Here is a 13121-nt window from a genome sequence, read left to right on the forward strand (position 1 = left end):
GAGGCCGCCATGCTCGGCTCCCTGCTGCTGGCCGTCTGGTTCGACTTCCTCCTCCTCACCGACGACGCGCTCTCCCGCCGCCTCTACAGCGTGGAGTGGTTGTACGTGGACATGGAGCGCTTCCAGACGCTGCTCGAGCCCGCCCTGACGGCGCTCTCCTCGCTGGAGCCCGCGCGGGTGGAGGCGGCGGCGGAGGACATGCCCGCCCTGGTGGGCCACCTCACCCGCGAGTTCGCGGCATTGCGAGAGACCGTGCGCAAGGGAGCGGAGACCCTCCAGAAGATACTGGTGCTCAAGGAGGCCGCGGAGGCGCTCACCCTGGTGTCGGCGCTGAAGTTCACCCTGCCCGCGCTGCGCGCGGCGGCTCCCGTCACGCTGGGCATGGGTTTCATGGTGGGCTCGCACGGAGTGATGATGGGCACGCGCGTTGTCGTCTCCGCCGAGTGGGTGGAGATGATGCAGCGGCTGGTGCGGGCCGGCGTCCTGTCACTTCCCGCCGTCAGCGCGGCGGTACGGATACAGGCCGGCCAGGTGATGATGGCGCACGGGGAGCTGCCGCGCGGCGTGCGCGAGGCCCTGGGCGAGGGGCCGGAAGTGCGCGGCATGCGCGTGACGGACAAGGCGGGAGCCGGCATGGCCGAGCCACCAGGGCACCACGTCATGCCGCAAGAGTTCCGCGAGTGGTTCAACAAGCGCGGCTTCACCGGCGAGATGGATATCGACCAGTTCTGCGTCAGGCTGGAGCAGGCTCATCACCAAGCCATCCATGGTGGGGGGAACTGGAAGCTGGGGCGCACCTGGCCCGGTGAGTGGAACCGGATGATCATGAAGGCACTGCGCGATGCCGAGATCGACGCCGGACGGATGTTGACACGAAATGAAATACTCAAGAACGTCGCGGAGCGCATGAAGGAGTACGCAATCCCGATGAACTTCATCAGCAGGAGAGGGCGATGAGCGACGGACGTGCGTGGCAGGGCAACATCAAGGCACGCCTGTACGAGCGGGTCCGCGAGCGGGGTTACGATTCACTCACCGCCTTCGCCGAGGCTCGCCCTACGGCCTCGTTGGTGGAGCTGGCCGAGGAGCTTGGTCCGGACGATATCGCCGGGGTGCAGGTGTTCAGTGGGTTGCTCGCCGAGGCGGAGCGGCACAAGCAGGTCACTCGTCTGGTGCGCAGTATGCTCGTACGCATGTTGTTCCAGAGCCTCCCTGAAGGCTGGCCGTCCGTCATGGACGACGCAACCCGTGGAGAGATCGCCCTGGCGCTCGGCTCGTGGTCTGCCTACACCCCTGAAACCCATGAGAAGCGCGTCGAGAGGGCCAGAGCAGCACTCCGAGCCACACCGCCACCACCTGGCTGGCGCCCGCTCGGTCCCGACGACGAGCTGCTCCTCACGCTGCTGCCCGACGAAGAAACCTGAACATCCCCACCGCGCATAGGCGCCGGTTTCGGATAGGACAGGGCCCATGGAAACGGGACTGCTGACCTCCCTGGGCCTCTTCGCGGCGGGCGTCGTGCTGCTGCTGCTCGGCGGGGACCTGCTCGTCAAGGGCGCGGTGGCCCTCGCGGAGCGCCGTGGCGTGCGGCCCCTCACCATCGGCCTCACCCTGGTGGCCTTCGGGACCTCGGCCCCGGAGCTCGCGCTCAACGTGGCGGCCGCGTCCGGTGGCGACACGGCGCTGTCCTTCGGCAACATGATGGGCTCCTCGCTCACCAACATGGGCCTGATTCTCGGCCTGTCGACGCTGGTGCGGCCCATGAAGGTACAGTCCTCGCTGCTGCGGCGGGAGCTGCCCGCGCTGCTCGGCGCGGTGGTGGTGCTGCTGGTGCTCGCCCTGCTGCCGCCCATGCTGGAGGCGGAGCGCCCCGGCCTGTCGCGCGTGGACGGCCTGGTGCTCATCGCGGGCTTCGGCCTCTTCCTGGCCATGCTGCTGCGCTCGGCGAGGAAGCCCGCGCAGGTGGGCGCCGAGCTCGCCGAGGACCTCCGGGAGGTGGCGAAGCGCGAGCCCGTCGTCTCGTGGCAGCTCGCCTCCGCCATGGTGGCCGGCGGCCTCGCGCTGCTGGGCTTCGGAGGCAAGCTGGGCGAGATGGGGGCGGTCGGCGCGGCCCGGGCGCTCGGCATGTCCTCGCAGCTCATCGGGCTGACCGTGGTCTCGCTGGCCACCACCATGCCCGAGCTCTTCACCAGCCTCATCGCGATGCGCCGCGGCCAGGCGGACATGGCCCTCGGCAACATCATCGGCTCGAACATCTTCAACCTGCTGCTCATCCTGGGGACGGTGGCGGTGATGGCCACCGTGCCGCTGCCGGCGGGAGGAATGTCCATCCTCCTGGTGCTGCTGGGCTTCACCCTGCTGCTCTTCCCCCTGTCCGTCAGCTTCGACTGGACCATCACCCGGCCCGAGGGACTGCTGCTGCTCGTGCTCTACCTGGCCTTCATGGCCTGGCAGGTGTGGATGGGAGTGAGCGCGGCCACATGAGTCTGCCTTCGCCCCAAGGGCTGCCTGCCGGGCGCTGGTGCTCCAGCCGTGTGGTGCTGACGTGGGCCCTGCTGGTGCTGGGCGGGTGCGCCACGGGCGCGCCGCTGGCCGGGCTGCTCCCCGGACACGGCTCCCGCCGCCTGACGCCCGCATTCTCCACGCATGCGCGCCCGTACGGGCCCGTGGTGGACGCCGTCCGGACGGCGGTGCCGCCCGGGGACTCACCTCCGCCCGACGAGGAGGATGACCCGGAGGACGATGTCGACGAGGGGCTCGGTGCCCCGGCCATGAGGGCGGACGCGCCTGGGGACGAGTCCGGCTCGCGGAGGCGCCGCCCGGTGCGAGGGGAAGACGCGCCGCTGGAGGACGAGGGCCTCGTGGGCTGGAGGGATGGCGTGGGGGACGGGCGCCCCTGGGCAGTGCCCTTCAGCGTGGACCACTTCCAGGGCCTGCTGGTGCAGGTGGGCGTGTCCCCCGAGGTGTTGCCGGAAGACGGCAGCACCCTGTCGCCCCAGCAGGCAATGCGGCTGTTGGGGCACCTGCTGGAGGCGGAGGCGGGACTGGGGGAGTTTCCCCGCCAGCGCATGGCGGCGCACCTGCTGCTGGAGGTGGCCACGGGCGAAAGGCCGGTGACGCGCGAGGAGTTGCACGCGCGCATGGACCGCTTCCACCGGCTGCGGGTGGTGCGCCCGGACGGCTACCTGGTGCGGGCGGTGACGGGCGAGGCGGTGCAGCGGGCCGGCGAAGTGCGGCTGGCCGAGGACGGTACGCTACGGGCGGGCCGCTACGAGGTGGGCCCCTTCTACGCGGTGGAGGACGGGCAACTGTGGCCGGTGGACACGGGGCTGGAGGTGCCCCGTGGCGTGAAGCCCCTCGGCCCCTACGTGCCGGATGACGGCGTGGTGCTGCCCGCGCTGGAGGGAGCGGGGCTGGCGCTGGTGGACACGCTCGAGAGCCTGGGCCAACTCGTGTTCCACCCCGGCGAGAGTCTGGAGGGACTGGCGCGGCTGCCGGAAGCGGTGCGCGTGCTCTTCCAGAACGCGCCCGAGTATCGGGAGGCCTTCCGCCAGAGGCCTCGGGGCGAGCAGGTGCGAGAGGTGTCGCGGCTGCTGGCCAACGTGCTGCTGGCGGTGGGGACGTCGGGAGCGGGGGCGGTGAAGGCGGTGGGGTGGGGCGAGAAGCTCGGCCGGCTGTCGGTGCCGCTGCTGACGCTGACGAAGCGGGGCGAGCTGGTGCTGCGGCTGGTGGCGGTGCCCGGGCGGGCCGTGACGATGGCGGGCCAGGGGCTGGGCGTCACCTGGGGCCTGCACCTGGCCAAGGTGGGCTCGGGCGGAGGTGGCGGCTGGGTGCCGCCGGTGGGCGGGCCGGGGCAGTGGGTGCCCAAGAACGAGCGGATGTCGCCGCGCTCACGCGCCTTCCAGCACAAGGTAACGAAGGCGCCCGCGGGCTGGGTGTACCGCGTGTGGCGCAACGGCGAGAAGGCCGACTTCGATGGCTTCGACCTGAACCAGCGCGTCCTGAAGGAGACCAAGGGCCTGGGCTACGACAAGCACTTCGATGCGGACCTCAAGGCAAGAAAGTACTTCAAGGGGGCCGAGAGGCTCATCAGACAGGCCAGGCGGCAGAGCCGGGTGGCCAACGGCACCCCCATCCGTTGGCATGTCGCGGAACCCAGGATGGTGGACATCCTCAAGGGGTTGTTCCAGAAGGAAAGCATCAGGGGCATTGACGTGGTCTACACACCGCCGTAGCCCTCGGGCGTGTCTCAGACGATGGATACCTACGACGCCGCTGTCTATTGGGGATGCCGGGTGGAGTCCGCGGAGGTGTGTGCCCGACGGGCCGAGACCTTCTTCCGCCTGCTCTCGGAGTGCGATCCCATCTACACCCGCTGGTTCGAAAAAGCGGACTCGCGCAAGAAGGCGCTCCAGCTTCGATTCGAGCCCTCCGCCGAAACATTCACACGCTTCTTCAAGAAGAGGGGATACAGGCTCGGAAATGTCGGCTTCATGCTTGGAGCCTGGACGGGGCATGAAGAGGATGAGCGGGGTGGCGCGGTCAGGTTCACCTGTGGTTATGACGCCGTGGGGTCCTTGAACAATTGTTTGCTCAATCTGCCCAGGGAGGAGCCGGGCTCGGAGCGAGTGCTCACCGTGCCTGTACTGGCCAGACTCCTCCGCGCCATGGTGCTGGCCTGGGAGCCTGACTGTGGTGTCGTCTTCTCGGACGCCTATCAGCGGGTGCGAGAGCATCCCGTGGGCCAGCCCTACACGGGCTGGTTGATGTACTTCTCACACCGGATGGGCGAGGTGCCGCCCCTGCCCGAGCCCGTACGCGTCGAGCCGATGGAGGACCAGGGCTCTCTCATCATCCTCACGCCGGAACGCTTCAACGGACACGAGCCGGCGCACGTCGCCCTGGCCGACCACGTGCGTGCGGTGCTGGACGGTGCTGGGATGCTCAAGAGCCTCTTCTGAGCCGACCCCTGCTTCACCCAGGCGCGCAGCGCACGCGCTCACGTCCCCGCGCGAGGCGGAACGTCCGTCACCCTCGCCCCGGTGAACGTCTCCATCTCGTGCAGCACCCGGAGCGCCGCGTCCACCAGGCCAAATGCCAGCGCCGCGCCACTGCCCTCCCCCAGCCTCAGCCCCAAGTCCAGCAGCGGCCGCTGCCCCAGCAACTCCAGCACCCGCGCGTGCCCCACTTCCACCGAGAGGTGACTCGCCAGCAGGTACGGCGTCACCTGGGGACACAACCTCGCCGCCACCAGCCCCGCCACCGAGGCGATGAAGCCATCCATCATCACCGGCACCCGCCTCGACGCCGCGCCCAACGCCACGCCCGCCAGCCCCGCCAGCTCGAAGCCCCCCACCTTCGCCAGCGCCTCCAACGGCCGCGCCGCCTCCGGCCGGTTCACCTCCAGCCCCCGCCTCACCGTCTCCACCTTGCGCGCCAGCCCCGCGTCGTCCACCCCCGTCCCCCGCCCCACCACCGCCTCGGGCGCCAGCCCCGTGAAGACGCACGTCAGCGCGCTCGACGCCGTCGTGTTCCCAATCCCCATCTCCCCCAGCCCCACCAGCCCCACGCCCTCGTCCGCCAGCCCCACCGCCACCTCCACCCCCACCTCCAGCGCCGCCCGCGCCTGCGCGAGCGTCATCGCCGGCCCCCGCGTGAAGTTCGCCGTCCCCGGCCCCACCCGCCGCACCTTCACCCCCTCCAGCCCCTCCACCGGGTGGCGCACCCCCACGTCCACCACCTCCACCCGCGCCCCCACCTGCCTCGCCAGCGCGTTGATGGCCGCCCCGCCTCTCGCGAAGTTCGCCACCATCTGCCCCGTCACCTCGGCCGGATAGGCGCTCACCCCCTCCTCCACCACCCCGTGGTCCGCCGCCATCACCACCACCGCCTTGCCCGGCAACGGCGGCACCGGCCTGCCCGTCAGCGCGGCGAACCGGCAGGCCAGCTCCTCCAGCCTCCCCAGGCTCCCCCTCGGCTTCGTCTTTTCGTCCAGAAGTGCCTGACACCGCCGCGCCGCCCTGGTGTCCGGCTCGGGAATGGCTGAAAGTATGGAGTCAAACGAAGGCATGGCGTCTCCCCTGGTGGGAGCGCGCGCGCCCTAGCCCGCCCTGGCCCGCCGGGCAATGCATTTTCCAGGCAGGGAAGGCCTGGATGAACTACCTGTCCGGGAGGGAGTACGCGACAGGAAGGTAGAATTTGGGGGACACTGTAGAAATGAAGCCCACTGACGAGGCCACCGAGGCCACCCAAGCGGACAAGTCCAAAGGCCCCCCCCTTGGCGAAGTGTTGGAATTCATGCGCCTGCTCTGGGCGGTGGATCACGGTCTGCAATCCACGTCGAAGCGAATGGAGGCCACGCTGGGGCTGACGGGCCCGCAGCGGCTGGTGCTCCGGCTGGTGGGCCGTTTCCCCGGCATCACCGCGGGACGGCTCGCGCAGATCATGCACGTGCACCCCAGCACGCTGACGGGGGTGCTCAAGCGGATGGAGAAGCGCGGGTTGCTCGAGCGCAAGTCGGATCCGCTCGACGGGCGCAAGGCGCTCTTCGCCCTCACCGACGCGGGCCGCGCGCTGGACGTGCCGTCCGAGGGCACCGTGGAGAGCGCCGTGCAGCGGGCCATCTCCCGCGTGCCGCGCGCCCGCCTGCAGAACGCCCAGGAGGTGCTGATGGCGCTCGCCCAGGAGCTGGGCGCCGGGGAGCCCCAGGACCACCCCACCGGCCACTCGCCCAAGGACGACGAGCAAGGGCCGGCGGGAGACGCGGGCGAGCTGGCCTCCTCGAAGAGCGCCAGCCGCTGAACCCCCCGGCTTCCTGGTCAGCCGTCAAGCTTCCACCGGCGGACACCCGGCACCGGAAGCAACCCCCCCGGTGGACAGGGGGACGCGCCGTGCGCTCGGGCCTGCTACAGATTTGGGAAATAGGCGGCCCGGCCATGGGTTGCCACGCGACCGAGCGGACGTGACAGCGTGAACCTCGAATCCCCGCAAACCCCAGGCGCGGAGCTCCCGCCTCCGCCTCCCCCGCAGCCCCCTGCCCCGCCTCCGGCGCCCGAGGCGGAGCCGCGCTCGCCGGGCGTGGAGCGGCTGCTCGCCGCGGTCCGTGCCCGCCAACGCCGCCAGCTCTGGCTGCAAGGCGCGCTGCTGGGCACCGCCACCCTGCTGGTGCTGGCCGTGGCCGGTGGCTTCCTGGCCCTCGCCGCCCCGGCGGCCGGCCGCTGGTTGCTGCTGCTCTCCCCGGTGGCCGGCGCGCTCGTGGCCTGTGCCTTCGGCGTGTGGCTCTCCCTGCGCACCGTGGGCGATGACCAGCGCACCGCGCGCCTCATCGGCGAGCGCCAGCCGCAGCTGTCCCTGGACGTGCTCGCCGCGGTGGAGCTGTCGCGCGAGCGCGGCCGGCAGCCCCAGCACTCGGCGGAGCTCGCCGAGGCCTTCCTGCGGCAGATGGACCTGCGCGCCGCCCAGGTGGACCCGGGCACGGTGGTGGACTCCACGCGCCTCAAGCACACGGGCCTCGCGGTGGGTGGCGTGGCGCTCGTGCTGATGGGGGTGCTGGGCCTGGCTGGTGCGTCCTGGCGCGCCGGGTGGGACAAGGCGCTCAGCTCCGCGCGGCAGAGGGTGCGGGCAGAGCAGCGCGAGCCCATCACCGGCGACATCGAGCTGACGTACCGCTACCCGGCCTACACGGGGATGGCCCCGCGCACCGTGCCGGGCACCAACGGTGAAATCAGCGCCCCGGCCGGCACCGAGGTGCTGCTCAAGACGCGCTCGGACCGCGAGGTGGAGCGCGCGGAGCTCGTCGTCAATGGCGAGACGCTCCCGCTCACCGTCAACGGCAAGCGCGAGCTCACCGGCACCTTCGTGACGAAGAAGACCGGCAACTACCACTTCGTCTTCTACGGCACGGGCCGCAAGGCCATCGCCACCGGCCCGGACATCCCGCTCAACGTGGAGGCGGACACCCCGCCCCAGGTGACGCTGCTCACGCCCGCGGCGGAGATTGAAATCGACCCGGGCCAGAAGGTGACGCTCAAGTACGAGGCCAGCGACGACTACGGCCTCAACGGCCTGGCGCTCGTGTTCCGCACGCCGGGGGCGAAGGAGGAGACGCGCATTCCCCTGCCCCGCGAGGACGGGCGGCGCGACAAGGGCACCTATACGTGGGACCTGGGCTCGCTGAAGGTGGACGCGGGGGACCGCATCTCCTACTACGTGGAGGCGAAGGACAACGACGCGGTGGAGGGCCCCAAGCGGGGCGTGAGCCGCACGCAGGTGCTGCGCGTCTACAGCGCCGCCGAGCACCGCCGCGCCGCCCTGCAGAAGGCCGAGGCGCTCTGGGGCCGCATGGTGGACCACCTGGCGGACCGCATGGAGGGCCCGGACCGGGACAAGACGAAGGACGTGCAGAAGGTGACGGCGGCGCAGACGGTGGACACCAGCGGGCAGACGCTGGTGACGGACATGCGCGCGCTCGCCCAGGAGCTGGGCCGCGAGCGGGACAACCCCGCCGAGCTCGTCGCGGCGCTCGCCAACGTGGCGCAGACGCTGGGCCCCAGGGTGCGCGCCACCGGGGACCTGCGGCGCATCTACCTGCGCACCCAGCAGCGCCGCACGGGCGGCGATGACTTCGGCACCGGCGCCCGCCTGGGCGTGCTGGTGGAGGAGGAGATCGCCGAGCTGGAGAAGGACATCCTCTACCTGGAGTCGCTGCTGGACCGGCAGAAGCTGGAGGCCCTGCAGGAGCTGGCCAGGCAGCTGGCCTCCGAGCGGCGCGAGCTAGCCAACCTCATCGAGCAGTACAAGCAGAACCCGGACGAGCAGGTGCGCGAGCAGGTGATGCAGCAGATTCAACAGGTGCGCAAGCGCATCGACGAGCTGATGCAGCGCATGGCGGAGATGCGCCAGGGCATCCGGGACGAGCACCTCAACGCCGAGGCCCTCCAGGAGATGATGAAGGACCAGGACATGCAGAGCGCGCTCGACGAGGTGGAGCGGCTGATGCGCGAGGGCAAGACGGACGAGGCGCTCGCGAAGCTTCAGGAGCTGTCCATGCAGATGGACGAGATGCTCAACGGCCTGAACGAGGCGCAGGACGAGTTCGGCAACGAGCAGTACCCGGAGCTGGCCAGGAAGTTCGGCGAGTTCATGGACGAGCTGCAGAAGACGGCGCAGGAGCAGCAGCGCGTGGCGGACGCCACCAAGGCGCTGCGAGACCAGGCGCGGCAGCAGAACAAGGACCGGCTGGCGGAGAAGGGCCGGGGGATGAAGGAGGAGCTGCAGCGCCAGCTGGAGCAGGTGCAGAAGCACTACCAGGAGCTGAAGCCGGACGAGCTCAACAGCCGGGCGTCGCGGCCGCTGGAGGAGGCGCAGGCGGAGCTGGAGAACGCGAAGAACGCGCTGAAGGTGGATGACTTCGACCTGGCGGCGGAGGCGGCGCAGCGGGCGTCGGAGGCGGCGCAGCAGCTGTCCAGCTACGGGGAGCAGCAGCGCGCGCTGGACGAGCTGTACGGCAACCCGGACGACGTGCGCCAGCAGTCGGCGCAGCTGGCCGAGCAGCTGGAGAAGGACGCGAGGACGGTGGAGGACGTGAACCGCAAGCTGCAGTCGCTCTTCCCGCCGCCGGGCTCGCAGATGGGGCAGCAGGAGAAGCAGCAGTTGCAGCAGCTGGCCCAGCAGCAGCAGTCGCTGGAGCAGAAGGCGCGGGAGCTGCGCCAGCAGATGCAGGACATGGAGCAGATGGCGCCCATCTTCGGCCAGGAGGCGGGAGACCAGATGGACGAGATTGGCCGGCGGATGGGCGAGGCGGCGCAGCGGATGCAGGGCAAGGACGCGAACCGGGGCTACGGCGAGCAGCAGGCGGCGCTGGAGGGGCTGAAGCAATTCCAGCAGCAGATGAAGGAGAGCCAGCGGGGCCGGGGCAAGGGGCGCGGACTGCCGTTGCCGATGGGCATGGGCCGGCAGCAGGGCAACGGGCGGGATCCACGTGACAAGGTGGAGATTCCGGACGAGGAGGCGTACCAGGCGCCGAAGGAGTTCCGGAAGGACCTGCTGGACGCGATGAAGGAAGGGACGCCGGAGAAGTACCAGGACCAGGTGAAGCGCTACTACGAGGAGCTGGTCAAGTGATGAACCGGGTTGTCTTCGCCCTGCTGTCCCTGTTCCTCGTCACGAGCGCCCAGGCCCAGGACGCGCTGAAGGCGGAAGCCAAGGAGCGGCTGGGGAAGGTGGAAGCGGCGCTGGACGCCTGGGACGTGCCGGGAGCGCGGCGCGAGCTCCAGGCGCTGGAGGGAATCGTCCCGGAGGACGTCGAGCCGCTCAAATACTTCCAGGGCCGGGTGGCCTTCGAGGAGGGCCGCTACGACGAGGCCATCGAGCTGTTGCAGGCGGCGAACATCGAGGACAAGCCGGGCAGCTACCTGCGGCTGGCCAAGGACACGCGCGCCATCGTGAAGGACTACGCGCGCGCGGAGAGCGAGCACTTCATCTTCTTCTACCCGAAGGGGAAGGACGAGGTGCTGGTGCCATACGCGCTGGAGACGCTGGAGTCCATCCACCGCGCCCTCGCCGAGGACCTCGGACACCGGCCGCCGGGAGGCAAGATTCGCGTGGAGGTGGTGAACAACGCGCGCGAGCTCTCCAAGGTCAGCACGCTCACGTACCAGCAGATTCAGACGACGGGCACCATCGCCATCTGCAAGTTCAACAAGCTGATGGTGACGAGCCCCAAGGCGGTGGCGCGGGGCTACGACTGGCAGGACACGCTGTCGCACGAGTACATCCACCTGGTGGTGAGCCAGATGAGCCACAACACGGTGCCCATCTGGCTGCACGAGGGACTGGCCAAGTTCCTCGAGTCGCGCTGGCGGGGCAAGCCGGGGCTGGCGATGACGCCCTCGACGCAGGCGCTGCTGGGGCGGCGGGTGAAGGAGGACAAGCTCATCCCCTTCGAGAAGATGCACCCGTCCATCGCGATGCTGCCCACGGCGGAGGACGCGGCCACGGCCTTCGCCGAGGTCTACTACGCCATCGACTACGTGTACGAGACGCAGGGCAACAAGGGCCTGCGGGAGATCATCCTCGGCCTGCGGGATGGGAAGCCGGACCGCAAGGCGGTGGAGTCGGCCACGGGGATGTCCTTCGCCCAGTTCGAGAAGAACTGGCTGGCGCACATCAAGAAGCAGCCCTTCCCGCAGGAGCTGCTGCCGCAAGAGAAGGTCGTCCTCAAGGAGAACGCGAAGGAGCAGGACGAGAAGAAGAAGGGGCGGGAGATCTCCTTCGGGGACTTCGCGGAGGTGACGGAGGTGCCGGCGCGCAAGTTCGCGCACCTGGGCGAGCTGATGCGCGAGCGCAACCGCATCAAGGCGGCGGCGGAGGAGTACGCCAAGGCGCACCGGCTGGTGGGCGACAAGTACGAGTCCGTGTCCAACAAGTACGCGCTGGCGCTGCTGGAGCTGCGGCGGCTGGACGAGGCGGAGAAGGTGCTGCGCGGCTCGCTGCGCGTGCACCCGGGCTCGCCGAGCACCAGCGTGCACCTGGGCCGCATCCTGCTCTTCCGCAAGGACTACCCGAAGGCCAAACAGGCCTACCTGGAGGCGCTGGCGGCGGACCCGTTCGACCCCGAAATCCACATCGCGCTCATGCGCATCCACGGGGCACTCGGGGAGACGGCGCTCGTCACGCGCACCAGGGCGGCCAGCGTGGTGCTCACCGGCCTCAAGCCCGAGGATGTGGAGCAGGTGTCCCGCGAGTTCATGCGCGAGGACAAGGAGCTCGTCGAAGGCGAGGCCTCCCTCAACACCCCCGCGGGCAAGGACGCCGCGCCCGCGCCCGCGGCCCCCGCGACGGACGGCGGCAGGTAGCCGACAGCGAGCGAACAAAGACGACTCCTCCAGATGAGCGGGTCCTCCAAGCTCCCGGACATGGTTTCTGTCCACATGGCCCCGGGTGCGCTGGCGCTGTTGGTCGTTGTGCTACAGACGACATGTGCCACGGGCTACCCCATGGGCGGAACGCTGGCGTCAGCGGTCGCCACTGGGGGCAGGTACAGCTCAAGAGGCCAGTGCCAGAGGAGCGCGCGGTTGAGGCTCGGGTGGCGGCCGCAGCCAGAGCCGACGCTCCCAACGAAGACCTGGAGGCCGCGAACGCCGACGCAGAGGAGCGCGAGGGCGCTGGGAGCGCGGCCGAGGGTGGTGGGGCGGCAAATCGGCCGCGCCTGGCCCACCGAGCGAGCGACATAGACGCTCAGGAGGGTTTGGAGGGGAGCGGCATCGGATGGCCGGATGGGGTGAGCGACGGTCGGCCATTCGAGGTGCCCATGACCCTCGACTACTTCCAGGGCTTCCTCGTGCAGGCCGGGGTGCCCATCACCGCGGTGCCCTGGTACGGGCGCACGTTGTCGCCCCAGCAAGCGTTGGAGCTGATGCCCCACCTGCTCGCCACACCGGTGACGCTGGGCAACTTCGGCTTGCGACGCATGGCGGCACACCTGCTCCTGGAGGTGGCCACGGGTGGGGAGTTGGTGACGCGGGACGAACTCCACGCGCGCATGCGGCGCTTCTCGGAGCTGCTGGTGCTGCGCCCTGACGGCTACCTGGTGAAGGCCACTTCAGGAGTAGCGGTCCAGAAGGCCGGGGATGTTGTGCTGGCCGAGGACGGGACGCTGCGCGCCGGGCGCTTCGAGGTGGGTCCCTTCAACGAAATCGACGGCGGGCTCCTCTTCCCGGTGGATGAAAAGCTTGAGACCCCGAAGGGGGCCCGTCCAGCGGGCATCTACGAGCCGGACGACAACCCCGGGCTCGCGGTGGCCGAGGGTGCCGTGCTCGCGGCCGTGGATGTGGTGGAGGGCCTCTACCGGCTCGTCTTCTACACGGGCGAGATGCTCGAGGGGATGGCCCAACTCCCGGGTGCGGTGAGGCAGCTCTACGAGAACTCGCCACAGTTGTGGGAGGAGTTCCGCCACAAGCCCTATGCGGAGAAGGTGCGGACCGTCTCGCGGCTGGCGACGGGCATGGTTCTGACAGCAGGCACCTCGGGAGTAGGGGCAGCGAAGGCAGCATCGTGGGGCGGGAGAATTGGGGCAGGCTCATGCGTGGTGGCCCGTAGAAGGTCACGGTGAAGAACTCATC

10 protein-coding genes are annotated in these 13121 nt (G+C 69.9%); 9 read left to right on the forward strand and 1 reads right to left on the reverse strand.

Going from position 1 to position 13121, the window contains the following annotated elements:
* From AC16DP_RS20385 to AC16DP_RS20405, 5 genes are all read left to right on the forward strand, one after another.
* On the forward strand, positions 1-957 hold a 957-nt coding region (locus tag AC16DP_RS20385), incomplete at its 5' end, for a DUF2380 domain-containing protein (protein ID WP_483956826.1).
* Positions 954-1424, forward strand: coding sequence for an NUDIX hydrolase (locus AC16DP_RS20390; protein WP_329734958.1), 471 nt, complete (start codon positions 954-956; stop codon positions 1422-1424). The genes AC16DP_RS20385 and AC16DP_RS20390, both read left to right, overlap by 4 nt.
* Positions 1425-1470: 46 nt before the next feature.
* Positions 1471-2484, forward strand: coding sequence for a calcium/sodium antiporter (locus AC16DP_RS20395; protein WP_329734959.1), 1014 nt, complete (start codon positions 1471-1473; stop codon positions 2482-2484).
* On the forward strand, positions 2481-4235 hold the full coding sequence (locus AC16DP_RS20400; protein ID WP_329734960.1) for a Tox-REase-5 domain-containing protein: 1755 nt from the start codon (positions 2481-2483) through the stop codon (positions 4233-4235). Before AC16DP_RS20395 ends, AC16DP_RS20400 begins: the two co-directional genes overlap by 4 nt.
* A 9-nt stretch (positions 4236-4244) precedes the next feature.
* Positions 4245-4961, forward strand: coding sequence for an Imm52 family immunity protein (locus AC16DP_RS20405; RefSeq protein WP_329734961.1), 717 nt, complete (start codon positions 4245-4247; stop codon positions 4959-4961).
* 38 nt (positions 4962-4999) lie between these two features.
* On the opposite strand, the gene cobT is transcribed toward AC16DP_RS20405, so the two are convergent.
* Positions 5000-6070: a nicotinate-nucleotide--dimethylbenzimidazole phosphoribosyltransferase gene (gene cobT / locus AC16DP_RS20410; protein ID WP_329734962.1), complete on the reverse strand. Its 1071-nt coding sequence runs from the start codon at positions 6068-6070 to the stop codon at positions 5000-5002.
* Positions 6071-6216: 146 nt separating this feature from the next.
* On the opposite strand from cobT, the gene AC16DP_RS20415 reads away from it, so the two are divergent.
* The 4 genes from AC16DP_RS20415 to AC16DP_RS20430 all read left to right on the forward strand — a co-directional run bounded on the left by AC16DP_RS20415 (position 6217) and on the right by AC16DP_RS20430 (position 13111).
* Positions 6217-6801, forward strand: a complete 585-nt coding sequence (locus AC16DP_RS20415; RefSeq protein WP_329734963.1) for a MarR family winged helix-turn-helix transcriptional regulator — start codon at positions 6217-6219, stop codon at positions 6799-6801.
* Positions 6802-6969: 168 nt separating this feature from the next.
* Complete coding sequence (locus tag AC16DP_RS20420; protein ID WP_329734964.1) at positions 6970-10122, forward strand: DUF4175 family protein; 3153 nt, start codon at positions 6970-6972, stop codon at positions 10120-10122.
* Entirely contained in the window at positions 10122-11855 is a 1734-nt protein-coding gene (locus tag AC16DP_RS20425) for a peptidase MA family metallohydrolase (protein ID WP_329734965.1), read from the forward strand. The genes AC16DP_RS20420 and AC16DP_RS20425 overlap by 1 nt, the downstream gene beginning before the upstream one ends.
* Positions 11856-12310: 455 nt before the next feature.
* On the forward strand, positions 12311-13111 hold the full coding sequence (locus AC16DP_RS20430) for a hypothetical protein (RefSeq protein WP_329734966.1): 801 nt from the start codon (positions 12311-12313) through the stop codon (positions 13109-13111).
* Positions 13112-13121: the final 10 nt, after the last annotated feature.

It is taken from the genome of Archangium sp., from assembly GCF_057119385.1.